The sequence below is a fragment of the Pectobacterium araliae genome (assembly GCF_037076465.1).
Taxonomy (GTDB): Bacteria; Pseudomonadota; Gammaproteobacteria; order Enterobacterales; family Enterobacteriaceae; genus Pectobacterium; species Pectobacterium araliae.
In genome coordinates, this window is sequence record NZ_AP028908.1 from 885,306 (window position 1) to 909,609 (window position 24,304).

Annotated in this window: 21 protein-coding genes, 1 pseudogene and 1 riboswitch; of the genes and pseudogenes, 6 read left to right on the forward strand and 16 right to left on the reverse strand. The window is 51.3% G+C overall.

Annotated elements, in window-relative coordinates:
* Positions 1-5: 5 nt before the first annotated feature.
* The 3 genes from ptsH to cysZ all read right to left on the reverse strand — a co-directional run bounded on the left by ptsH (position 6) and on the right by cysZ (position 2,619).
* Positions 6-263, reverse strand: coding sequence for a phosphocarrier protein Hpr (gene ptsH, locus AACH44_RS04005; protein WP_107171065.1), 258 nt, complete (start codon positions 261-263; stop codon positions 6-8).
* A 433-nt stretch (positions 264-696) separates the two neighbouring features.
* Positions 697-1,665, reverse strand: coding sequence for a cysteine synthase A (gene cysK / locus AACH44_RS04010; RefSeq protein WP_261847255.1), 969 nt, complete (start codon positions 1,663-1,665; stop codon positions 697-699).
* Positions 1,666-1,827: 162 nt separating this feature from the next.
* Positions 1,828-2,619, reverse strand: a complete 792-nt coding sequence (gene cysZ, locus AACH44_RS04015) for a sulfate transporter CysZ (protein WP_261847324.1) — start codon at positions 2,617-2,619, stop codon at positions 1,828-1,830.
* 224 nt (positions 2,620-2,843) lie between these two features.
* Between cysZ and zipA the strand changes: the two genes are divergently transcribed.
* Both zipA and yjeH read left to right on the forward strand, forming a co-directional pair.
* Positions 2,844-3,857, forward strand: a complete 1,014-nt coding sequence (gene zipA / locus AACH44_RS04020) for a cell division protein ZipA (RefSeq protein ID WP_261847256.1) — start codon at positions 2,844-2,846, stop codon at positions 3,855-3,857.
* A gap of 109 nt (positions 3,858-3,966) precedes the next feature.
* The gene (gene yjeH / locus AACH44_RS04025; RefSeq protein ID WP_261847257.1) at positions 3,967-5,220 is read left to right on the forward strand and encodes an L-methionine/branched-chain amino acid transporter; all 1,254 of its coding nucleotides are present in this window, start codon (positions 3,967-3,969) and stop codon (positions 5,218-5,220) included.
* A gap of 104 nt (positions 5,221-5,324) precedes the next feature.
* Here the strand turns inward: yjeH and ubiK are convergent, their stop codons facing one another.
* On the reverse strand, positions 5,325-5,606 hold the full coding sequence (gene ubiK, locus AACH44_RS04030) for a ubiquinone biosynthesis accessory factor UbiK (RefSeq protein WP_261847258.1): 282 nt from the start codon (positions 5,604-5,606) through the stop codon (positions 5,325-5,327).
* Between the two features lie 180 nt (positions 5,607-5,786).
* A riboswitch (FMN riboswitch) is annotated at positions 5,787-5,963 on the forward strand.
* Positions 5,964-6,092: 129 nt separating this feature from the next.
* On the opposite strand from ubiK, the gene ribB reads away from it, so the two are divergent.
* The gene (gene ribB / locus AACH44_RS04035; protein ID WP_261847259.1) at positions 6,093-6,746 is read left to right on the forward strand and encodes a 3,4-dihydroxy-2-butanone-4-phosphate synthase; all 654 of its coding nucleotides are present in this window, start codon (positions 6,093-6,095) and stop codon (positions 6,744-6,746) included.
* An 84-nt stretch (positions 6,747-6,830) separates the two neighbouring features.
* On the opposite strand, the gene tehB is transcribed toward ribB, so the two are convergent.
* The 3 genes from tehB to norV form a co-directional block, all read right to left on the reverse strand.
* Complete coding sequence (gene tehB / locus AACH44_RS04040) at positions 6,831-7,691, reverse strand: SAM-dependent methyltransferase TehB (protein ID WP_261847260.1); 861 nt, start codon at positions 7,689-7,691, stop codon at positions 6,831-6,833.
* 93 nt (positions 7,692-7,784) lie between these two features.
* Positions 7,785-8,948 (reverse strand): NADH:flavorubredoxin reductase NorW, encoded by a 1,164-nt coding sequence (gene norW / locus AACH44_RS04045; RefSeq protein WP_338659510.1) that lies wholly within the window; start codon positions 8,946-8,948, stop codon positions 7,785-7,787.
* A gap of 7 nt (positions 8,949-8,955) precedes the next feature.
* Positions 8,956-10,467 (reverse strand): anaerobic nitric oxide reductase flavorubredoxin, encoded by a 1,512-nt coding sequence (gene norV / locus AACH44_RS04050; protein ID WP_261847262.1) that lies wholly within the window; start codon positions 10,465-10,467, stop codon positions 8,956-8,958.
* 166 nt (positions 10,468-10,633) lie between these two features.
* Between norV and norR the strand changes: the two genes are divergently transcribed.
* On the forward strand, positions 10,634-12,172 hold the full coding sequence (gene norR / locus AACH44_RS04055; RefSeq protein WP_261847263.1) for a nitric oxide reductase transcriptional regulator NorR: 1,539 nt from the start codon (positions 10,634-10,636) through the stop codon (positions 12,170-12,172).
* Between the two features lie 106 nt (positions 12,173-12,278).
* On the opposite strand, the gene fumA is transcribed toward norR, so the two are convergent.
* The 3 genes and pseudogenes from fumA to AACH44_RS04070 all read right to left on the reverse strand — a co-directional run bounded on the left by fumA (position 12,279) and on the right by AACH44_RS04070 (position 15,416).
* Positions 12,279-13,922, reverse strand: coding sequence for a class I fumarate hydratase FumA (fumA, locus tag AACH44_RS04060; RefSeq protein WP_261847264.1), 1,644 nt, complete (start codon positions 13,920-13,922; stop codon positions 12,279-12,281).
* Positions 13,923-14,402: 480 nt separating this feature from the next.
* A pseudogene (locus tag AACH44_RS04065) lies at positions 14,403-14,723 on the reverse strand (LysR substrate-binding domain-containing protein); the annotation flags it as partial.
* A gap of 30 nt (positions 14,724-14,753) precedes the next feature.
* Entirely contained in the window at positions 14,754-15,416 is a 663-nt protein-coding gene (locus AACH44_RS04070; protein WP_261847265.1) for a DNA-3-methyladenine glycosylase family protein, read from the reverse strand.
* 348 nt (positions 15,417-15,764) lie between these two features.
* On the opposite strand from AACH44_RS04070, the gene alkB reads away from it, so the two are divergent.
* Positions 15,765-16,421 carry a DNA oxidative demethylase AlkB gene (gene alkB / locus AACH44_RS04075; RefSeq protein ID WP_261847266.1) on the forward strand — a complete coding sequence of 219 codons (657 nt, stop codon included), beginning with the start codon at positions 15,765-15,767 and terminating at the stop codon, positions 16,419-16,421.
* Between the two features lie 213 nt (positions 16,422-16,634).
* On the opposite strand, the gene AACH44_RS04080 is transcribed toward alkB, so the two are convergent.
* The 6 genes from AACH44_RS04080 to AACH44_RS04105 all read right to left on the reverse strand — a co-directional run bounded on the left by AACH44_RS04080 (position 16,635) and on the right by AACH44_RS04105 (position 22,984).
* The gene (locus AACH44_RS04080) at positions 16,635-18,164 is read right to left on the reverse strand and encodes an FAD-dependent oxidoreductase (protein WP_261847267.1); all 1,530 of its coding nucleotides are present in this window, start codon (positions 18,162-18,164) and stop codon (positions 16,635-16,637) included.
* Between the two features lie 41 nt (positions 18,165-18,205).
* A complete protein-coding gene (locus tag AACH44_RS04085; protein WP_261847268.1) occupies positions 18,206-18,553 on the reverse strand; it encodes an FMN-binding protein in 348 nt (115 codons plus the stop codon).
* 65 nt (positions 18,554-18,618) lie between these two features.
* Positions 18,619-19,995, reverse strand: coding sequence for an MFS transporter (locus AACH44_RS04090; protein WP_261847269.1), 1,377 nt, complete (start codon positions 19,993-19,995; stop codon positions 18,619-18,621).
* Positions 19,996-20,958, reverse strand: a complete 963-nt coding sequence (gene nrfD, locus AACH44_RS04095) for a cytochrome c nitrite reductase subunit NrfD (protein ID WP_261847270.1) — start codon at positions 20,956-20,958, stop codon at positions 19,996-19,998. It abuts the gene before it with no gap.
* Positions 20,951-21,649, reverse strand: coding sequence for a 4Fe-4S dicluster domain-containing protein (locus tag AACH44_RS04100; protein ID WP_261847271.1), 699 nt, complete (start codon positions 21,647-21,649; stop codon positions 20,951-20,953). Before AACH44_RS04100 ends, nrfD begins: the two co-directional genes overlap by 8 nt.
* A gap of 369 nt (positions 21,650-22,018) precedes the next feature.
* Positions 22,019-22,984, reverse strand: coding sequence for an alpha/beta hydrolase (locus AACH44_RS04105; RefSeq protein WP_261847272.1), 966 nt, complete (start codon positions 22,982-22,984; stop codon positions 22,019-22,021).
* A 275-nt stretch (positions 22,985-23,259) separates the two neighbouring features.
* Between AACH44_RS04105 and AACH44_RS04110 the strand changes: the two genes are divergently transcribed.
* Complete coding sequence (locus AACH44_RS04110) at positions 23,260-24,159, forward strand: LysR family transcriptional regulator (RefSeq protein WP_261847273.1); 900 nt, start codon at positions 23,260-23,262, stop codon at positions 24,157-24,159.
* The last annotated feature ends 145 nt before the right edge of the window (positions 24,160-24,304 follow it).

A 24,304-nucleotide genomic window follows, 5' to 3' on the forward strand; every position in this document is an offset into this window, starting at 1 on the left:
GTCGATTACTCGAGCTCAGCCATCAGTTTGACCAGGTGTTCAACCGCTTTTTGTTCGTCTTCGCCTTCCGCAGCGATAGTAACCACAGTTCCTTGGGTTAAGCCGAGCGTTTGTAATTTAAATAAGCTCTTGGCGCTGGCGCTCTTGCCGTTGGACGTCACGGTGATGTCTGAAGCGAAGCCTTTGGCTTCTTTGACGAACTGGGCAGCGGGACGAGTGTGCAGGCCATTCGGTGCGGTGATAGTCACTTCTTGCTGGAACATGCTTTTTTCCCCAACTTATGGATTAGATTAATGTTGTGGAACTAAAGTTTAGTTGATTCACTGAACTTTAGCCTGTTTGGTTAGCGCCTGATTTATGTTACAGGGGCGAGCCACGATGCGACAAGAAAACCGTCAAACGTATTTCCTGAATAAAATACCATCAAACACCGCAGGTTCTGTCACCCATTATCTTAACCTCAGTCGCAAAACGGCGATGTGGGCTATCGTGCGCAGGATAAAACAATGTGATGAGGTGTGGTATTTGCCGGATATTAATTTCACGCATCAAAATAATTGTTCGGTTAAATACTAAACCTGATGCAGAAAAGCAATCCGTATGTGGTGGAAAGTTTGAAGTGTGCCACAAAAAAGCACCTAAATAGGTGCTTTTTTTTACATATTGGTCGCTTATTGTCCGAGGTCGACCAAGGGGCTATTGTTGCAGTTCTTGCTCGGTGAACAGGTCAGCAAAGAGTGCGGTACTGAGGTAGCGTTCGCCAGAAGAAGGCAGAATAACGACGATAGTTTTGCCTTCAAACTCTTTCTCTTTGAGCAAATTCAGTGCGGCAGCAACGGCTGCGCCAGAAGAAATACCAGCCAGAATGCCTTCTTCTTCCATCAAACGGCGTGCGGTGCTGATGGCTTCTTCATTCGTGACTTTCTCTACGCGATCAATCAGTTTCAGATCCAGGTTGCCGGGAATGAAGCCTGCACCGATGCCCTGAATCTTGTGCGGACCTGGTTTCAGCTCTTCGCCTGCCAGCGCCTGAGTGATTACTGGTGAGTCGGTAGGTTCAACCGCTACGCTGATGATGGCCTTGCCTTTGGTGTTCTTGATGTAGCGGCTGACACCCGTCAGCGTACCGCCAGTACCGACGCCAGAGATAAAGACATCAACCTGACCATCGGTATCTTCCCAAATTTCAGGGCCGGTGGTTTTCTCGTGAATTTCTGGGTTAGCGGGGTTGCTGAACTGCTGTAGTAGCAGATAACGCTGCGGATCGCTGGCGACAATCTCTTCTGCTTTGGCGATGGCGCCTTTCATGCCTTTTGCGCCTTCGGTCAACACCAGATTAGCACCCAGCGCTTTCAGTAGTTTACGGCGCTCAATGCTCATGGTTTCCGGCATGGTGAGCGTGAGTTTGTAACCGCGAGCGGCTGCGACGTAAGCTAGGGCAATCCCTGTGTTTCCGCTGGTAGGTTCAACCAGTTCAATACCCGGTTTGAGAACGCCACGCTTTTCAGCATCCCAAATCAGGTTGGAGCCGATACGGCACTTTACGCTAAAGCTAGGGTTGCGGGATTCCACTTTAGCCAGAATGCGTCCGTTGCCGATACGGTTCAGGCGAACCAGCGGCGTATGGCCGATTGTGAAAGAATTGTCTTCGTAGATCTTGCTCATAGCCTGTCCTTATAACTGTATGAAATTTTTGCGAACGTAGAGAGAATACCCGTTCACACTTTTCAGTGAAGTAAAGAATTGCTATATCGTTATGTTCTTAAGAAATATCTTTTCATTACAATAGAAAGCACTGGCCGTTTTGAGCCAGTGCGCCCAGTCTTTTTATGACGCATTTCTTGGCAGCGTTGCGGACAGATCGCGATACCGATCCACCCACAGCTGCGTTGCGCCGCATACCGCGACGGGCATGATGACCAGATTCAAAAAAGGCACCAGTGTAAACAGGCTGACCAAGGCGCCAAACTGCATATTGGCGACGTTGTGGCGGCGCAATGCCTGCCGCATCGTGGAAAACCCCACTTTGTGGTTATCAAAAGGGTAATCGCAGTACTGAATTGCCAGCATCCACGCGCTGAACAGGAACCACAGAAGCGGAGCGACCGTTTGTCCAATACCGGGGATGAAATAGAGAAGCAATAGCACAATCGCGCGTGGTAGATAATATGCCAGCTTTTGAACCTCACGCTTCATGACGCGCGGGACGTCTTTAGCGATGCCGAGTATGCCGCTGTCCGGCAGCGTTTGGCCGGTGAGTTTTGCTTCCAACTGCTCGGCCAACAAACCGTTAAACGGGGCGGCAATAAAATTGGCGACCGTGCTGAATAGGTAGCTGAACACCAGCAATATGGAGAGTACAGCGAGTGGCCAAATGAGGTAGCTGAGCCATTGCAGCCAGCTCGGTATGTAGCTCATGAACTGGGGAATCCAGTCATTAAGCCGAGTGAAAAGCCACCAAAAAGCGCTGCCCATAAGCACGATGTTCATGAGCAAAGGAAGAATAACGAAACGTCGAATACCAGACAGTGAGATCAGGCGCCATCCGGCAAAAAAATAGTATATACCACTGCGAGCGTGGTCTGCTGTATTGCCATAAGGCGGTTTTTCGGAAGACATCGTCACAATATACTCAGTCATTTGTTTGTTGAGGCATCATATCGGGATGATCTTATGCTGGCTAGCCTGTATTTGGATGAAAAAACAGCAAAAAAGTGCGTTGTATCTATCTTTATTGTCATAAAGTACCGTGCAGGCTTGCACTTGTGTACTCAGGCAAATAGAGTTAGTAGTATAAGTATTTGCCGTGGTGGCAATGTATTGTTAGAACAATTGGGATAGCAATGATGCAGGACTTGCGTCTGATATTAATCGTTGTTGGCGCGATCGCTATAATAGCGCTGTTACTTCACGGCTTGTGGACTAGCCGTAAAGAGCGTTCGTCCCTTTTTCGTGACCGCCCGGTTAAACGAGTAAAAAAAGCGCGCGATGAAGCGCCGCTTGACGACTTGGATGAAGGCGTTGGCGAAGTCCGCGTGAAGGGCGCTCGGCCTCAGCAAAATGAGCCTTCATTTGGCAGCGCGTCGTTTGATCACGATGCGCCTGATAACGCGTCATCTCATCACTACAGTGCACGCGAAGATGCTCATTCAGAGGCGAAATCGCCGTTTGAAAATCTGTCTCCCGTTTCGTCTTATGACCCTTTACTGGGCGAAACGCTGCCAGTGGATTCTCCACGTGCACAGGGGCGTGATGAGACGGACCCGCAGAGTGTTTCTCCCAGAGAGTCCTCTGTTTCTGAGCCCAACGTTGGCGCTCCACGTGAACCCTTTGCGTATGATGCAACACCACAGCAGCCTGCAACGCATTCACTGCATGAGAAAGTGCAGCCCGCGCAGCCTCCGCAACCCGCAGAGCCGGTTGAACCTGCCGCGGCAAAAGAAGCCGTTCTGGTACTGCATGTAGTGGCGCATCAGGGCGGTGTGATTGGCGGTGAACTGCTGTTACAAACCCTGCTTCAGGCCGGTTTCCAGTTTGGTGAAATGAACATTTTCCATCGCCACGTGAATCCCGCTGGCGCAGGGCCTGTGTTATTCAGTCTGGCAAATATGGTTAAACCTGGCTCGTTTAATGTGGATGCGATGTCCGAATTTTCGACGCCCGGCGTGTCCATTTTCATGATGGTGCCGTCTTATGGCGATGCCAGTCAAAACTTTAAGCTGATGCTACAGTCTGCGCAGCGTATCGCTGACGATGTGGGCGGCGTGGTGCAGGATGATGAACGTCGTATGATGACGCCGCAGAAAGTTGAATCCTATAAAGCCCGTATTCGCGATGTGCTGAAAGCTAACGCCTGATAGCATAAAGTCTGTGAATGCAGTGGGTGAGAGAAGCCTCCGTTTGTGGAGGCTTTTTTTATTCGTCAAACCGGTCGTGGTATGAACAGGCAAGAAAAGGTGAAACGTAGTGAGTGAAGCAAAAGGATTAAAACAAGAGCTTGGGCTGATTCAAGGCGTGGGGTTGCTGTCTACTTCTCTGCTGGGGACCGGGGTGTTTGCGGTTCCTGCACTGGTGGCACAAGTGGCGCAGCAAGACAGCCTGTGGGCATGGCCGATTTTGATCCTGTTTGTCTTTCCTATTGCCATTGGCTTTGCTGCGCTGGGACAACATTTTCCTAATGCGGGCGGTGCTGCACACTTTGTTAATTTGGCCTTCGGGCCGCGCATGGCGCGCGTGACTGGCTGGCTATTCTTGTCTGTCATTCCGCTGGGTCTGCCTGCGGCCTTGCAGATTGCCGCCGGATTCTGGCAAGCAGCATTTGGCTGGAGCGATCTAGGGCTGCTCTGCGTACAGTTGCTGACGTTGGGCGGAATCTGGCTGCTTGGCCTGCGTAGTGCAGGATCCAGCGCTAATATTCAGATCGTTATCGCGATGTTGGTCGTCGGGTTGGTGATTGCGATCTGGTGGCAGGGTGAGATCACACCCGCGCATATTCCCTGGTCGTCGGTAAGTGAACTGTCATGGCCTAACACCTTCGGCGCATTGGCTGTCATGTTTTGGTGCTTTGTTGGCCTTGAGGCTTTTGCTCATATGGCGACGGAATTTCGGGTGCCAGAGCGTGATTTCCCGCGGGCTTTACTCATCGGCATGCTGGTCGCGGGTGCCGTTTATTGGGGATGCACGGTAGCCGTGCTGCACTTTAAGGCTTACGGTGAAGGGATTGCTGCAACGGCGTCACTGCCGGGCATCGTCGTGCAGTTGTTTGGTCAGCATGCCCTGTGGATTGCCTGCTTTGTCGGTTATCTGGCCTGTTTTGCCAGCGTGAATATCTACACGCAGGGCTTTGCCCGTTTAGTTTGGTCACAGGCACCGAAAGGGAGTGCACTGGCGAAGCTGTCCGCTGGGCAGGCACCGGTGAATGCGTTGTCGATTGTTGTTGCTTGCTGCCTGGTATGCTGCCTGCTGATTTATTGGCTCAGGTTACCGCTGGATATACTGATTGTGTACGCCAACGGCATCTTTGTGCTGATTTATCTGCTGTGTATGCTGGCAGGGTGGCGTTTGCTGAAAGGGCGAGCCAAAGTGATGGCGGCAATCGGCAGCCTGCTTTGCTGTGCGCTGTTACTGATGATCGGCTGGAAATCACTGTACGCACTCATCATGCTGGCCGTGCTATGGCTGTTCTTGCCGCGTAGGCACGTTGAGTTAGTTTCCCACTGAGTGTTATGTTGAACTCTGCGGCGTGACCGCGCTTCTGAGAACGATTTTTGTGATGTAGGGAATTGAGCAGCACCCAGAACAGGGCGCTGCGTTGGGGATGACGATCAATCGTTTCCCGGCACTGCGGCGGGTTTTTCTTCCGTAGACAATTTCGCTTCCAGCTCGGTCATACGTTGTTCCAGGCGGGCAATCTTCTCGCGCGTGCGGAGCAGAACCTGCGTCTGAATATCGAACTCTTCACGGTTCACCAAATCCAGTCGGGTCAGTTGTGCTTGCAAGACCTGACGAATCTTCTTCTCCACATCATCACCCAATTCCCGGATACTTTTTGGCATGGATTCATGCACTTGACGGGCGATTTGCTCAATCTTCTTTGGGTCAATCATATCGCTTTCCTGATTAGGTTATGTAAGTTATTACTATAGCAAGTGTAATGCCTATAAACGAAGTCTGACATCGGCTTTGCACATATTCAGCATAATTTTACTGTAATCCAGCATACGTTTTGCCCTATTTCCTGTGGCGGATCAATTGCCCTATCGAGGTATTAGCGTTATAGTAAACCCGCTTATTCTCAGGGCGGGGTGTAATTCCCCACCGGCGGTAAACCAGTATCTATACTGGAAGCCCGCGAGCGCTCACGCTGTATTTTTGACATTGATTGTCGATTTCGCAATGTGGGGTCAGCAGATCCGGTGTAATTCCGGAGCCGACGGTTAGAGTCCGGATGGGAGAGAGTAACGGTATCTGTCGGGTTATGAATGCCCGCTCGCGTTATTTTTGTTAGCCATTACTATGCAACCAGTGGTAGTGGTTACTCCTCAAGCTCGCCCTGATTCTGGTAATTCATAATAACATTGAGGTTTTTTACCATGAATCAGACATTACTTTCTGAATTTGGCAATCCTACCGAACGTGTAGAACGCGCACTTGATGCATTGCGTCATGGCCGCGGTGTGCTGGTACTGGACGATGAAGATCGTGAAAATGAAGGTGACATGATCTTCTCGGCTGAGAACATGACCGTTGAACAAATGGCGCTGACCATTCGTCACGGCAGTGGCATTGTGTGCCTGTGCCTGACGGAAGAGCGTCGCCAGCAGTTGGAATTGCCGATGATGGTGGAGAAGAATTCCAGCCATTACCAAACGGCGTTCACGGTGACAATTGAAGCCGCCGAAGGCGTCACGACAGGGGTTTCCGCTGCCGATCGCCTGACCACCATTCGTGCCGCGATTGAGGATAACGCCAAACCGAGCGATCTGAACCGCCCTGGTCACGTATTTCCGCTGCGCGCCCAGCCGGGTGGTGTGTTAACGCGTGGTGGTCACACTGAAGCGACGGTGGATCTGATGACGCTGGCAGGTCTGAAGCCGTTTGGTGTTCTGTGTGAACTGACGAACGATGATGGTTCAATGGCGCACGCGCCGGAAGTGATCGCGTTTGCCAAACAGCACGATATGCCGGTGCTGACGATCGAAGATCTGGCCGCTTACCGCATTGCGGCAGAGCGCAAAGCCAGCTGATTTTTGCAGATATCATGCATATAAAAAGGGCCAGTTAATCGGCCCTTTCGTTTTATGGTAGATGCAGTAACCACTCACTCGTGCTTACGGCTTTCTTGCCAGCAGCGTGGCGAAGCGCAGTTTGATGCGGTTACCCTGCGCATCAGTCTTGTGTAATTCACCCATATCCTCGTTATATTTGAGGATCCCCCAATCGGCGTAGTAGTCCTTCAGTTCGTCTTCTTTAAAGGTAAATGAGAACGGCATCGGGCACGGACAATCTTCCGTCGACATCGCGGCGATAATTAGGTTATAACCACCGTTAACGGTGCTGCTCTGCATATTGCTGATGATGTGCGGAATACGATCGCGTTCCAGAAACATCAGCACGACGGTCGACAAGATAAAGTCGTACCGCTCTTTAATTTCTGCCAGATTGATGTTGTAAACGCCCGCGCGGATGTTTTCCAGCGCTTCGCTTTTGATGATGTTATTCAGCGAATCGATGCTTTGCTCATGCTTATCACAGGCGGTCACGTCAAAACCACGCAGATTAAGATACAGCGCGTTACGCCCGCCGCCGCAGCCTAAATCCAGCGCTTTGCCCGGTTTAATGTACTGTACCGCGTTGATCACTTCAGAATGGGTGCGCGTCAGACCGTATTTTTTATGGTAGAAATCTTCCGCTGAACAGAAAAAGCTGAGCTGACATTCCAGATCGTCAGAGAAAGAGACGATGCGGTGCCAGGCTTGTGGCTCCACAAACGGCGGCTGGTTCTGCTCGGAGAAGTGGAACGTCTCCCGCGTTTCGCCGTCTTCAGTCAGCATCGAAAAGGTCATTTCCCCTTTCAACACGGTCAATTTTGCCCAGGTGCCTTCCTGCGTGTTGTGCTTTTCCTGAAACGCGGCAGGCAGCGTCTGGCTGTTCCACTGCGGCATTTTCTTATAACAAATGAGATCTTGCATCGTTACCTCGGTGTGTAAATTTCAAATACCTATGACCGTATTCTATTAATCCGCACGCGGGCTGACCAGAAATATGTATTTTAAATGCATTATTTATTTTGCTGTGTCAGCCGTGGTTGAACTCACGGTGGAAAGCTGCCGCAGCAGCGGAAATGCCTCTTTCATTCGCTCACCGCCGACCACAAAGGCGCGCAGCACTTGCTGGCTATCCAGCGCTTTGGCCACCATTCCCTGTTCGTTCCATTCCTGTTGCCAGTGCAGGTTATCGCCGGTGGTATCGCCTGCCATCTGTAAGGGAAATAGCGGTGTCTTGATTTTAACCAGCATCGGCGGCAGGGTTAGCGCCTCACTGGCACCCAGCAGGTTTTTCGCCAGCGTGATGGCGCTGAGTTGAATCGGTTGCAGGAAGGGCAGAAGCTTACCGCCAATTTCTGCGCAGTCGCCCAGCGCATAAATCTGTGGATCGGTGGTCTGTAACTGTTGATTGCTCTGGATGCCTTTTCGCACCACCAAACCTGCCGCTTTCGCCAACTGTGTGTTGGCCTGCAAACCGATAGCGGAGATAATTTCGTCCACTTCGATAGAGCGGCCATCGGTAAATGTAGCCTGTACGCCAGTTTCAGTTTTCTCTAACTGTTGCAGGGTCGTATTCAGCAGCAGCGAAACGCCCTGTTGCGTGAGCGTGAAGTGCAGGCGCGCGCTGACTTCGGGCGGCATCAACGCGGGCAGAATGCGGCTGGCACAGTCCACCAGCGTGACCCGTTTTTCGGCGCGACTCAAATCCATTGCCAGCTCAGTTCCGATGAGTCCGGCACCGAGCACCAGTACGCGTTCGGCCTGCCAGAGCCGAGTTTCGTGGGTGCGGTATTCCTGCTGGCTATTGAGCGTCAGCATATGTTCGCGCCCTGGAATCGGTGGCACCATCGCGCTGGCTCCGGTCGCGAACACCAGTTTGTGGTAATCGTAACGAGCCGTGCCGCAGACAACCTGCTGTGCGTTGCGGTCAATGACGGTGACACGCGTATTGGCCAGCAGCGTGATACGGTTTTCTTCGGCAAACGCGGCTGCCGGCATTTTGGTCAGATCGTCGGCGTGCTGTTGCAGGCTCATCACATGGCTTAAATCTGGCTTGTTGTACTCATCGCCGCTGTCGGCGGTAATCAGGCGGATAGGGCAATGAGCATCCAGCTTGCGTAGCTGCCGGATGAGCTGGCGGGCGGCAAAGCCCGCGCCAATAATCACGATATCTTTCATCATCCTCTCCCTAGCGAATCGGATTGAAAACGTCTTTACCCAGCCCACATTCTGGGCAGAGGAAGCTGTCGGGTACGTCCGACCACAGGGTGCCAGGGGTGACATCCTGCATTGGTTCGCCGAGTGCCGGATCATAGATCCACTGGCAGACGCTGCACTGCATACAGCCATTTTCTGACTGTACCGCGGACTGTGCTGCTGACTGTGGCGCAGCGACTTCATTGCATCCGCAGGCGTTTTCAGCAGGGGTGCTCGCAGCCTGCGGGGTGACTGTGCTCGGCTTAACTGGCGAAAGGACGCGACGAGCTGGCGTGTCATCCAGCGGATGCAATGCCCACTGACGGGCGATTTCGCGGCCGTGATTGCGGCAAATTTCCAGCGCTGAACCGTCAGGACGCCATTTGGTTTTCAGCGCCAGCGTGGTTTCAAAACCGGCATCCATCAGACGGGTTTGAACGCGGTCTACCGCACCGCCGTTCCAGCCGTAGCTGCCGAACGCTGAGGCTTTCTTGTTTTGGAAACGCAGGCCAGTGGTCTCTTCCAACATGGCAGCGACCTTCGGCATCATCACGTTATTCATGGTGGATGAACCGACTAACACGCCTTTCGAGCGGAAGACCTGTGTCAGAATTTCGTTCTTGTCGTGACGGGCGACGTTATAGATTTTCACCGCGACGCCGGGATCGACATCATTGATGCCTTGCGCAATGGCGTCGGCCATCATGCGGGTGTTATTGGACATGGTGTCGTAGAAAAGCGTGATGCGATCTTCCTGATAGCTGTCTGCCCACTTCAGATACAGATGGATGATCTGAGCAGGATCGTCACGCCATACCACGCCGTGTGAGGTCGCAACCATTGACAGCGGCAGGTTAAAGCCCAGCACTTCGTGGATCTTGGCGGTGACTAAGCGGCTGAACGGCGTCAGGATATTGGCGAAATAGCGTTGGCACTGTTCGAACAGTTCGGTTTGATCTACTTCGTCATTGAACAGGTGCTCATCGCAGTAGTGCTGACCGAATGCATCGTTACTGAACAGTACGGCATCCTCGGTCATGTAGGTCATCATACTGTCCGGCCAGTGCAGCATCGGTGTTTCAATAAAGATCAGCTGTTTGCCGTTACCGATATCCAGCGTGTCGCCAGTTTTAACCGTGTGGAAATTCCACTCGGGGTGATGGTGGTGACCGGTGATGGAATCGATCGCATTGTAGGTACAGTAAATCGGCGTGTTGGGAATACGCGCCATCAGCTCGCTCAGCGCCCCGGCGTGATCCTCTTCGGCGTGGTTGATCACGATGTAGTCGATCGTGTTCAGATCCACTTCCGCCATCAGGTTTTGCACAAACTCACGGCTGAATTTGTGATCGACGGTATCGATCAGTACGGTTTTCTCTTCGCGGATCAGATAGCTGTTGTAGCTGCTGCCTTGCAATGTTTTGTATTCTGTGCCGTGAAAATCACGGACTTCCCAGTCGCGTTGTCCAACCCAGTGGATGTTGTTCTTAACGTGAATTGTCATGTTCTGAAACCTCAATAATCATATGCGGTAAAATATGCTGTAGAGATTGCAGGAAGTATGCCAGTTTTTAATTTATTGATTTATATGTATTAATGAATAGGTGTTGTCAAAGTGACATACTTTACTTATTGTCTTAATGACACAGACTCTGTCATTAGGACACACCATGCCGCTCTCCATTAACGCCCTGGCCCGTATTGCTATCGAGCTACAAATGGGGCTATCAAATCAGGATCGTTTTCAGCGCTTGATCAACAGCCTGCGCCAGCTGCTGCGCTGTGATGCCTCGGCGCTGCTGCGTTACGAGAATCAGCTGTTCCGTCCATTGGCGATCGACGGTCTGGCACCGGACGTGCTGGGGCGACGTTTTCGTCTGTCCGATCACCCTCGGCTAGAGGCGATTGCCCGCGCGGGCGACGTGGTGCGTTTTCCGGCGGACAGCCAGCTTCCCGATCCGTATGACGGTCTGATCCCCAGTCAGGAGGATCTTAAAGTGCACGCCTGCGTTGGTCTGCCGCTATTTGCTAATCAGAATCTGATTGGCGCGCTGACCGTGGACGGTATGGATCCGTGTCAGTTCGACCATTTTAGCGATGAAGAACTGCGGCTGGTGGGGGTGATGGCGGCGGCGGCGCTGAGTAACGCGCTGCTGATGGAACGCCTTGAGCGGCAGTTACCCGCGCCAGTGCGGGCCGAAAGCCCGGCGGTGGAAAGCGTGGAGGAAATGGTCGGGCTATCGGAACCGATGCAGCGGTTGAAGAAAGAGGTCGATATCGTTGCGGGTTCCGACCTGAATGTGCTGATCATGGGGGAAACCGGCGTCGGTAAAGAGCTGGTAGTGCGGGCGATTCATCATGGTTCCAGCCGGGCAAGTCATCCTCTGGTGTACCTGAACTGTGCCGCACTGCCCGAATCGGTGGCGGAGAGTGAACTGTTTGGTCATGTGAAGGGCGCGTTTACCGGAGCGATTCACCATCGAACCGGTAAGTTTGAAATGGCGGATAACGGTACGCTGTTTCTGGATGAGATTGGCGAACTGTCTCTGACGCTACAGGCGAAGCTGCTGCGCGTATTGCAGTATGGCGATCTCCAGCGCGTGGGCGATGACAGTAGCCTGAAAGTGAACGTGCGCGTGCTGGCGGCGACCAACCGCGATCTGCGGCAGGCGGTGCTGGATGGCGCTTTCCGTGCCGATTTGTTCCACCGTTTGAGCGTGTTCCCGCTGTCTGTACCGCCGCTGCGCGAGCGCAGTCAGGATGTGGCGCTGTTGGCGGGGTTCTTCTGTGAACGCAGTCGCGTGCAACTGGGATTGGTACGTTTGGCGCTGACAGCCGATGCGGGTACGTTGTTGGAGCGGTACGACTGGCCGGGAAATGTACGTGAACTGGAACATGCTATTTACCGTGCCACCGTGTTGGCGAGAGCGGGGCAGGAATCGGGCGAAGTGCTGTTAGGTTGTGAACATTTCAATCTCGAACTGCCTTCTCAACCTGTTTATTCCGCCACAGGATCGTCGAATGCTATTGAAATAGCCCCCGCGTCTTTCATCAGCGGTAGCCTGCGAGAAGCAACGGACGAGTATCAACGTCGGATCATCCAACAAACGCTGGCGCGCCATGAAGGCAACTGGTCATCCTGCGCCAGAGAATTGGAAATGGACAGCGGTAACCTGCATCGTCTGGCAAAGCGGCTGGGCATCAAATAAAAAACGCCCAGATGAACGGTCAGGGCGTTGTAGGTCGTAGACAAACCTATTTACCGAACGAAAACGGAAGCGTTGGCGGTTAATCTCTAACCGCCGTAGGACTTAGTTAGCCGCATTTCACGCACTTGGCGCTCTGAATCACCTGGAAGAAATCGTTGCCTTTATCATCGACCAGAATAAAGGCGGGGAAATCTTCGACTTCGATTTTCCAGATAGCTTCCATACCCAGTTCTGGGTACTCGACGCAGGTCAGGCTCTTGATGCTGTTTTGCGCCAGAATCGCTGCCGGGCCACCGATGCTGCCAAGGTAGAAGCCGCCGTGTTTATGGCAGGCGTCGGTCACCTGCTGGCTGCGGTTACCTTTCGCCAGCATGATCATACTGCCGCCGTTGGCTTGCAATAAATCGACGTAAGAATCCATGCGGCCAGCGGTAGTCGGGCCTAATGAACCCGATGGGTAACCTTCCGGCGTTTTTGCTGGTCCTGCGTAGTAGATCGGGTGATCTTTGATGTACTGCGGCAGATCTTCGCCGTTATCCAGACGTTCCTTCAGCTTGGCGTGAGCAATATCACGACCCACGATGATGGTGCCAGTCAGGGAAAGACGGGTGGATACCGGATACTGCGACAGCGTTTTCAGGATCTCGGCCATCGGGCGGTTCAGGTTGATTTTAACCGCATCACCTTCGCCCGTTTCACGCAGGTGTTCAGGGATGTATTTACCCGGATTCTGCTCCAACTGTTCTAGCCAGACGCCTTTGCGGTTGATCTTGCCTTTGATATTGCGGTCAGCGGAACAGGATACGCCCATGCCGACGGGGCAAGATGCGCCGTGGCGTGGCAGGCGGATAATCCGCACGTCGTGTGCAAAGTATTTACCGCCAAACTGCGCGCCCAGACCCAGATCGCGCGCCGCTTCCAAAATTTCCTGCTCCAGAGCGACATCGCGGAACGCCTGACCGTGCTCGTTGCCCTCGGTCGGGAGTTCATCGTAGTACTTGGTTGAGGCTAGCTTGACTGTTTTCAGGGTGGTTTCTGCTGAGGTGCCGCCAATCACAAATGCGATGTGGTACGGTGGGCAGGCTGCGGTGCCTAGTGAACGCATTTTCTCGATCAGGAAGCTCTTCAGTTTACCCGGTGTCAGCAGCGCTTTGGTTTCCTGATACAGATAGGTTTTGTTGGCTGAACCGCCGCCTTTGGTGACGAACAGGAATTTATAGTCTTCGCCCTCGGTGCTGTAGAGATCAATCTGTGCGGGCAGGTTGGTGCCAGTATTGACCTCTTTATACATATCCAGTGCGGCGTTCTGTGAGTAACGCAGGTTGTCTTCAATGAATGTGTTGTACACGCCTTTGGATAGCGCTTCGGCATCGTTACCGCCAGTCCACACGTTCTGGCCTTTTTTACCCACGATGATCGCCGTACCGGTATCCTGGCAGGTCGGCAGAATACCCTTAGCGGAAATTTCGGAGTTGCGTAGGAATTGCAGGGCAACGTATTTATCGTTTTCGCTTGCTTCCGGGTCGTGGAGAATATCGGCAACTTGCTGCTGGTGAGCGGGGCGGAGCATGAAAGAGGCATCGTGAAAAGCTTGCTGAGCCAGAAGTGTCAGCGCCGCTGGCTCGACTTTCAAGATGTCCTGACCTTCAAATTGCGCGACAGAAACAAAGTCGCTGCTCAGCAGACGATATTCGGTGTCATCTTTACGGAGTGGAAAAGGATCTTGGTAATAGAAGGGTTTATTCGACATTTTTTTCTCACTTGCAATTGCATTAATTAATAAATTCCGACCTTTATAGGATTCTGCGTCTTATTATTAAGGCGTATTACCGCTGCACTACAGGGATGTCTCGAATACAAAAGTAGTAATCACTATAATAGTATGGTTTTTTGTCGGTAAGTACCACTTTGGTACATCACAATAATAGTGATGCGCGTGCATTATTTTTCCCTGTAACAGATAGGTAAAACCGCCACGCAGCACGGCTTTCGCGCCCCTGGAAGCGATAGAAAAATACGCACGATAGGGTGTAAAAATAATTCTCTTTTAATTGACTTAATTAAGTAAAGTAAATGGCGAAATTAGAAATAATAACCATTTAATCTATAATGTTATTCGTTGGTGATATAAAAAAACCGTTATCGGCTTTTTATCTCTTCGCGTAAAAGCCGTAATCATAAAAGCGACGGCGTTGTGGCTCGTATGATCACTGCTGTGATGTTGCCCGCGTTATGGCGGCGTACTCTCTTGTTGAGCAAGGAGATTGTCGATCATCCACAGCCCAGCCGGACTGGGGGGATGGGGTTTGGGCCAGACGACATCGACGTCAATCCACTGTGGTCAGCCTGCAACGGGCAGTTCTACCAGCTTCTGTCGGTCGTATTGCGCCACCAGCCAGCGCGGCAGAATGCTCCCGCCGTGCCCCTACTGCGCCATTTCCAACAGCATAAGGTAGGACGGCGCAGACCAGACGATCCCTTCCGGCTGCGATCGGTCACTGCATTTATAGGTATTGAGATAGAGCAGGCGGGTTGTCGCCAGCTCTCGTCTGCGCTAATTCGTCTGTGTTAATTCTACGCTTCACCGGTGTGTCAGTTTAAAACTCTGGTACGCTGGTAGCTCAAGCGCTCGCCATAAATACCAGGATGCCACCGTGCGATAAGGTTGACATTGTAGGCTCAGTGACTGCAACTCGCGCGGTTTTGGCATGTCCGGTAAATCATAAACGTAACGTAGCCCCTGACGAATTCCCAAATCGTCGAGCGGCATGATGTCGGTGCGTTCCAGCGAATAAATCAAAAACATTTCCACCGTCCAGCGCCCGATCCCTTTTAGCGACGTCAGTTGCTCAATGAACGTGTCGTCATCCCTCTCCGTAGCCTGTTTCAGGCTGGGTACAAGCCCGTTCAGCGCACCTTGTGCGATGCCATGTAGCGTATCCGCTTTGCGAGCGGAAAAACCGCACTGCCGCAGCGTGTCGGTGGAGCAGGCCAGCATTTGTTCTGGGGTAGGAAAGACGTCGCCATGTACCCGCAGGAGCTTAGCGACCATCGCATCCCCGGCTCGCGTCGTTAGCTGCTGATAGGCGACGGCACGCATCAGCGCTTCATAAGGTTCCCGGTGTGGTGCCGTTTGATGGCGACAATCACCAATCTGTTCGATCAGGCTGGCCCAGCGCGTATTGATGGCGCTGAGGTGGGTTTTGGCGCGCTGCGTGAAATCTACTGGCGGATGGGATGGCATAAACGGCTTCCGTAATGAGAACGCAAAGGACAGAAAACGAGCATAGGAGATTGCCGCATGGCGCGCCATGTGGGAAGGGCTATTCGTCTGAAACAGAAAATCCAAATGAAAAAGCAAGCGTTAAACGTGTGCGTAAGATGGCGCCAGTTTAGCGTTAGCGCATGGCGTGGCTTTCAGTAATAGTAAGATGGGCAGCCATACCGAAACTGGAATGAGGTGCACTCATGCTTAACGATATGCTGTTTCAGGATGTTGACTCGCGCTGTCAGGCTATCGCTGGGGTATTGAGCGTAAACATGCTCTGCTGGAGAAAGAACAAATTGTGCATCAGTCAGGGGAATCGTCACCGTGAATTTTGATTTATTTGCCGATGAAGCGCCGCGTCGCTGGACGGAAACGCTGGCACCGGGCGCGGTCATCCTGCGCGGTCGCGCCTATAATGATGCGCCAGCGTTGCTTGCGGCGTTGAACGCCGTCACTGCGCGTGCGCCGTTGCGGAATGGGGTCACGCCGGGTGGCTTTGTGATGTCGGTGGCGATGAGCAACTGTGGTCGGCTCGGTTGGGTAACAGATGAACGCGGCTATCGTTACACCGCACAGGATCCATTAAGCGGAGAGCCGTGGCCTGCGATGCCGGAAGTTTTTTCCCAGTTGGCGAAGCAGGCGGCGAGCGACGCCGGTTTTGCGGATTTTGAGCCGGATGCTTGCCTGATCAACCGTTATGACGTCGGTACGCGCATGTCTCTGCATCAGGATAAAAATGAACGGGATTTTTGCCAGCCGATTGTGTCTGTGTCGCTGGGGCTTAGCGCAACGTTTCTGTTTGGTGGCATGGCGCGTAGCGATAAAGCGCAGCGTGTTCCGTTGACACACGGCGACGTGGTGGTCTGGGGCGGGGAATCGCGGCTCTATTTCCACGGCATTCTGCCATTGAAATCTGGCACCGTACCGCAAGGGATGTCCGATGAATGCCGTTTTAATCTGACGTTTCGTAAAGCCGGATGAGCAGAATGCTATTCCGCTCGCAGTGGATTCCTCTTAAATAAACTCCCCTAAAATAAAAAACCAGCCTGCATCGGCATACCGGCTGGTTTAAGTATCATGTTGGTCACTTAAGCTCATTGTTAGGGAAACACAGGTTCCCGCAGGGATGCCTCACCCCTGTGGTCGCCCCGTGTATCTCGATATTCAAACGATCTTAGGCTCAAGCGCTGCCGCTTATTTCTTACTGAACTTCATATAATCAAGCGCGCTTTCTGCCGCGATGCGACCGGAGTTGAGCGCAAAGCCAAACGTGCCACCGCCTAACAGCAGGTCATAGGTGTCGCCGTACATGCCAGCAGCATCATTACCCGTGACATATAGACCCGGAATGACTTCGCCGGATTTATCTATCGCCTGCATTTTCTCGTCAATCTTCACGCCGCCGAGTGTGCCCAGCGCGGCGGGCTGCATTCTCACCGCATAGAATGGGCCAGTTTTTACCGGACGCAGGTAATCCATGTTTTTGTTAAACACGTCATCCCGCTTTTGCGCCGCAAACTTATTGTTTTCTTCCAGCGTATTCTTCAGCACGCTGGCATCAACGCCCATCTCTTTCGCCAGCCCGTCAACGGTAGCGGATTTGAAGACGAAGCCGCGATTTTTCTGACTTTCCTTGGTAAATTCGCTATCGAATTTAGTCAACTGGGTATTGGCGATCACCCATTCGCCAATCGGCACGTCAATGCCGTCTTCGACGTAATGCTTACGGGATGCCTCGTCGAAAATGGAGTACATGATGCCGCCTACTTTTGACAGCGCGTTGCCAGAGTGTGGCCAGATGATGACGTTAGATTCATCGGTAAAGCGGCGGCCATGTTGGTCAACCCACAGATAGGGCTGACGTGCGGCGGCGAGCAGGTGAGAGTTCGGGGCATAGTCTGGCAGACCAGGGCGATAGGCTTGCAGTAGCCCCAGACCGTCTGGTTTGGCACCGGCTTTCCAGGCCATATTAATCCCATCGCCGTCTTTACCGACGTTGCCGACCATAATGGTGTCGGGGAACGCGGCATATTTTTGCAGCATTTCTTTATTGTTGGCGTAGCCGCCCGTTGCGATGATGACCGCCTTGGCGTCTATCTGGAAGGTATTGCCTTCGCTATCTTGTGCGATGACGCCCGTCACTTTGCCGTCTTTCACGACCAGATCTTTACCTGCTGTTTTCACCAGTGTGGTGACATCCATTGTTTTAAACTGCTCATGGAATGTCTTGATCAGGTGGCGTCCGTGGCCGGGGCCGTCAATCACATGCCAGGTCAGCATACCGCCGGGGCCACCGGGGCCGATGTATTCAAATTTGATGCCTTTCGATTTCACCCACTCAATCGTGTCTGCGGAACGGTTGACGAAGGCACGTACCACAAAGGGATTTGCCATCCAATGGCTGTACTCCATGATGGTCTTAAAGGCCATATCCGGTGTTACCACAATCCCCTGACGTTTCTGCATGCTGCTGTTGGCGGCGAAAATGCCTTCGGCAAAGTTACCTGTACCACCGACAATCGGCTGTTTTTCCAGTAAGACGATTTTTGCCCCTTTTTCCGCGGAGGCCATGGTTGCCGAGGTGCCCGCCGCACCCCCACCGATGATAACGATATCGGCGCTTTTCGGGATTTCCGGCTTTGCTGCGTCCGCTGCCTGTGCGGTAGACAAGCTCATCATCGAGAGACAGAGCGTCGTGAGTACACTTTTTCTGAAGCGTTTCATGATGTTTTCCTTGATGTTATTAATATTCTTACAACACGGTATTAATTCGCCTTAGCCTGTGAGTACGCATCTTCCGCGGCTTCTTGCACCGCACTGCTGGTCATTGTGGCGCCCGACACGCCATCAACCTGGATGCTCTGCTTTTCGGTCATGGTTTTCGCGAGTTCTATTGCCGCCTCTCCGCCGACCTCCGGTGTTTCTTCCGGGGCATCAATTGTGGATTTGAGGACTTTCCCTTGCGCATCGATATCGAGCGTGACGGTGACGTCTCCACCGATCCCCTGTCTGGCGGCGGAGTAAGTACCTGCTTTAAAATTCCCTTCTTGTGCAACGGCGGTTCCCATTACGAATAACCAACAAAGCGGAAGGATTCCTGTGCATATTTTCATATCAATAGTTCCATGAGTTTTTGAATGAACACGGTGAATAGCCACGTTATCTCCCATAAATAAAGCTATCGCCCATGTATAAAGTGATAACCGTCGTTGTTATTGAGATGCCTGAATATCAGGCAGCACATCGGTAAGCCAATGCCGAGTAATAAAAACAACAGGCTGAAAGGGTTAAGATTGAAGAGGGCTTCAAACTGAGAAAGAAAACGTAAAATTGGGAACGTTAGCGTCATACTGAGCATGATGGAAAGTAATTGACTAATGGTCAGTAGATTATTACCGCTGTGGTACGTGCTGTTATTCAGGTTGCTAAAAGCCAGCGTGCTTTCTGCTGAATATAAGGTCGAAATCAGTACACCCAATATCATGACGATAATGCCGATGAAAGGCATTGCTCTCTCTTGTACGGCGACACTCAGGGCGAGAACACACAGCGATGTTACGCTGGTTGTCAGCATCAACAGCCGCCGGTAGCCAATACGCTTGACCAGCGGTTCGAACAGCAATTTTGACAACAGTGCGCCACTGGAAAAGAGCAGTAAAACCAGGCTGGTTTCGGCGGGTTGACAGGCCAGTGTCGTTTGCAGCGTTAATGAAAGGACGACAGGCGTTGATGCCAGTAGCGTGCGCGTTGCGATGCCGCCAATCATACCGACAGAAAAAGTTCTGATGCCAAACAGGGCGCGCGGGAATAAAGCTGTTTCCGCAATAAGGTGTTGTCGGTAGTAGAGAAAAACCAACCCCAGCGTGCTACAAGACAGAAATAACATGACGAACGTTGGCAATATATTTTTCGTGGCGCTGGTTAGCATAAAAGCGATGAGAAATAACATCAAAATGGGAAAGGCCACTTCATAGGCACCCGTGCGTGACGTCTCGTTTATCGTTGCAACAGGAATATATTTAGTTGCCAGAAAAAAGCAGACGAAAGCCAGTGGAATATTCACGAGGAAAATAGCCTGCCACGAGAGAAAGCTAACCAGAATATTTCCGAACACAGGGCCGATTAGTGTGCCAAGTAATCCTAATAAGGTCACTCGATTAAGAAAGCGTAATTTCAGGCTCTGCGGCGTGGTACGCAATATTACGGTTCTGATGATGGGCAGCATAAGCGCACCGCCAATGCCTTGAATAAAGCGGTAAACGCTTAAGCTGCCGAGTGTGGTTGCTGTCATGCACAGTAGCGAACCGAGTGTGAAAATGCCGATGGCGATCTGGTAGGTTTTCCTTTCTCCGAGTCGTTCTGCTAGCCAGCTATTGGCCGGCGTAAACGCGACGACCGTGACAATATAAGAAATCACGATCGTTTCCATCTGCAACACCGGTTGATGCAGCGACTGCGCGATAGCCGGAATAGCGGTATACACCATGGTGGTATCCAGGGATTGCATGAAAAAAGTGGTTGAGGCAATCCAGAATAAAACCCATGACGTATTCATTTAGGCCACCGTCATTTGTCCGGCATAAAGCACGAACAGTCGTAGCAGGAATACACCGAACAGGCTCATGCCGGCTAATGTCATCACTTGCCCTTTGCCGGAATGAGCAGAAGGCTTGCGCACCCGATTGACAAGAGAAGGGATCACAATGCCGATGCCAATAACGCCAATCCAAAATACGCTTCCCCAGAAGCCTGACAGTGCGGTCTGGGCGGCGACAACTTTCTGACCACCGCCAAGCAGCAGCCCGACAAAAAATGCGCACAGCAGGAACAGTTCGGCGTACACCACGGGGGTTTCCACACGATGGATGAAATGCAAGGAGCGTGAATTCCCTGAGGTATGACGCCCCCATGCGCTGGCTAGCAGCATAACGGCAATACCGGAGGTGGTGCCGGATACCAGAAATAGAACGGGCAGAACGGGGTTGTTCAGTAATGGGAACGATTTCAGCGCGGACAGCAGGAAGCCGGTATAGCAGCCGAGCAGGATTGCCAGCACCAGCAGCAGGTTTTCAATCACCGCGGTATTTTTAACGATAATCGTCGTCAACTTACGCGCTCGCACAGCCAGTGCCGGACGGTGCCAGACGGCTTCAAGCTGCGTCAGCCATACGCCGTGATAAAGCGTGATAAGCCATAACAGCATCGCGACGAAATACACCTGAAAGAGCATCACGCCAAGCGACATGATGGAGGTGGGGTTGTAAAAGACCATCAAATACCAAAAGGTCAGCGGTTTAGTCAGATGAAAAATCAGAATCACTAGCCCAAGGATCACGGCAAGCGGTGCCACGATGGCGGTGGCTTTGATCACGCGATTACTGCCGTGGTATTCAGTGGGAACGTAGTGCCTGAGCAGCAGAGACAGCGACACCATTCCCGCCGAAATACCGACCAGAAGAAGATAAACGGCGATGGGCCAGTCCCACACCAGCGTGTCGAACATGAAGGCATTATGCATTGTCGATGGCTCCTCGTTTCCCTGGAATACGATAGAGTTGAGGTTCGGTGCCCAGATAAACCTTGGAGCGGTAGGTCGCATTGCTCTCGATCATCTTGGCAATGTTGCTTTCAGGGTCGTTGAGATCGCCAAATACCAACGCTTTGGTAGGACAAATCTCGACGCAGGCGGGTTGCTTCCCAGCGGCCAGATTGGTTTCCCGGCAAAAATTGCATTTGTCTGCCGTTTTCGTGACGGGATTGATGAAGCGCACATGGTAAGGGCAGGCGGCAATACAGTAGCGGCAGCCCACGCAGCGCTTATCGTTGACGTCGACAATACCGGTGAGCGCATCCTTGAAGGACGCCCCCGTTGGGCAGACGGCAACGCAGGGCGGATTTTCACAGTGTTGGCAGGACTTACGGAAAAATTGCTTGATGGCACGTGTTTTCTCGACTGCGGGAATATCGACGGTTTGCAGTATGTCCAGCCGGGTTACGCCATCAGGCACGTTATTGGTTTCTTTGCAGGCCTTGATACAGGCTTTGCATCCGATACAACGCATTTCGTTATGTAATAAGCCATATTTAACGGCTACTTTACCCTGCGTTTTTTCTGGTTCATTTTGCGCTTGAGCAAGACCGACATTTCCGCTAACGGCAATCGCACTTCCCATATAGGCAATAAAACGACGGCGAGATAATGCTTCCATATTATAAATCTTCACATTGAGGTGAAAGTTGCGTTAACCTCGAAATTATTAACGTAGATATAATGTTAATATTTCACAGTCTGACGCGAATAGAAAATAGTGACCAGTGATGATGATGGGAATAATGAATAGGCCACATTCTTGTTGTGGTTTTATTGGAACATGGCAATAAAAGGCTAAATGTGCGTTTGGTCACATTTGTTTTTTTGTAGATCCCTATATAACAAACATCGATTTGTTATAAGTTTAATTTCACCAGGCTTTTTTTAGCAACAAATAAAAAACGTTAGCACTAATTTAGCGCTAACGTTTATGCAACAAAATAGATAAATATAATGAAGAAATAGAAGGGTTAATTATCAGTGGACGTCAAGGTTTTAGATGTTTATCAAGAAAACGGATGGTAATTTGCATGATTTCCGGCTGTAGCCAGTGTAGCCCGCCGTGCTCTGCCCCTTTAACGCTGTAGTAAGTCGATTCAATATTTTTGGCTGCCAGAGCCTGATGCAGCCGCTCGGTTTGGCGTGGAGAAACCAGCGTATCGTTCGTGCCGTGCATGATGAGAAATGGAGGGGTGGCATTGCTGATAAAGTTAATCGGGTTAGCCGCCGCTGCTTTGTCTGGGTAACGGGTGATTGCGCCTCCTTCATTAAACACCGCTGTGCCGTTGACCCAGATAGCTTCAGTCGCAGAAGGTGATGCGTGTTTTTGCACAACATCGTCAGGGAAGCCCTCACCAACGAGCGTCAGGTCGGATAGCCCATAAAAATCAATCACGGCCTGAACATCACTACTTTGATCGAGGTTATCGCCCTTATCATAGGCTTTGGAGCCGTTTGTTGTCCCAGCAAATGCAGCCAGATAGCCTCCCGCAGATGCGCCGAAAACCGCGGTATGTTGGCCGTCAATACCGAATTTTTTCGCATTAGCCCGCAGATAGCGAATGGCGGATTTGACATCTTCCAGCGGAGAGGGGAAGAGCACGGTAGGTGCCACACGATATTCCATGCTGGCAACCACATAACCGGCTTCGGCAAGGTTAAGGCGCTGTTGCAGATAATTATCTTTATTGGCGTTAACGAACCCACCACCAGTAATGAATAATACGACGGGCAGCGCTTTTTTCGCTTCGGGTTGAAGAATATCCATTTTTAATGCGACGTTAGGATAGCCCCGTACCGATACCTGAGAATAAACCACATCAGAGATCAACCTTACCGATGTCGTTTCCTGTTTTACAGTGATTTCATGTTGGTTCTGTGCTGCACTGATTGCTGTCGCGCTCATCATCGTGAGTGATGCTAATACTATTTTTGCTGTTTTCGGATAGTGCATACTTTCAGTCCTTTGTTAGAAGCATGTAAATGAGAGAGGTTTGTGAAGAACGATATCATGTTGTGAAAATAATATTAAAAAATCTTTAATGTTATGGGCGAGTTGTCTTTAGCGAATAAATTGTTCCCTCATTGATGATAAGTTGACTATATCTGTTATTAACGTTATTCCTCATTAATTAAATGTGGTTTTAATCACATTTGATTATTTACAGATCTCTATAATTATTATTGTGGGTAGTTATAAATGAGGCAGTTGATGCGTAATATAAAACAATGTTTAGCATAAAGCGTGTGATTTATTATCAGGAACTCATCCGGGTCGGGAGTTTCACTAAAGCGGCGAAGGCGCTGAATATTTCTCAGGCTTTTTTGTCACAGGAGATCGCACGCCTGGAACTTGAAACGGAAAGAAAACTGATCAACCGAACCACTCGACAGTTTTCTCTGACGCCGTTCGGGAAGATCTTTGCTGACAAAATTCAGGGGATGATTAAAGAGCATTATGAGCTGGAACAGTTCGTCAGCAGCTATGAGGAAAGCACGGACGGTGCGTTACTGGTTGGCGTGATCCCGATTTTTAATCGCCTGGCGCATTACAATGTGTTTAACCTGTTTCAGAAAGCTTATCCCAATATCGATGTCTCTTTCATTGACGGCGTGAGCACCGATTTACTGGAAAGGGTGCGCAACAGCGAGATTCACCTGTCTTTTTCGACGCCTTTTGATGAATATCTGAACGATCCTTTATTTCATCACACCCTTTGTCAGATTGATGACATTGTTGCCGTGATGGCAAGGCAGCACCCGCTTGCCGACAGTAAGACACTCAGCTTGCCACAGTTGGTAAAAGAAAAGCTGATCGTGCCGCAGAAAGGAACGGGTGAGCATGCTGCCGTTTCAGAATCCTTCACCCGGCAGGGCATCAACCCCAGCTATTTCCGTGAATGCAGCAACATGGACATCATTATGGATCTGGTGATGAACCTATCCGGCGTCGTCTTCCTTTGTTCGTCCGTCGCCAAAAGTCTGACTGCCTATGATGTCGCCGTGATCCCGCTGGAAGAACAATTGAAAAGGACTTTTGCGATTAGCTACCTGAAGCGCAGCGTAAATATTCCCATGGTGCGCCTATTTCTGGATTTCCTGCAAGATTACCGCGAGCCTGATCGGTAGCGCGTTTAACCCCTTTCGGTTCTTCCCTGTTCTTCTTCTCGCTGTTAGGTAAATATTGCAAATGTGAATAATGTGAGGCGATTCAAATTATCAGCGTTAATATACTTGTATGGTAGTCAGCATGAACAAATGATTACCTGCACAG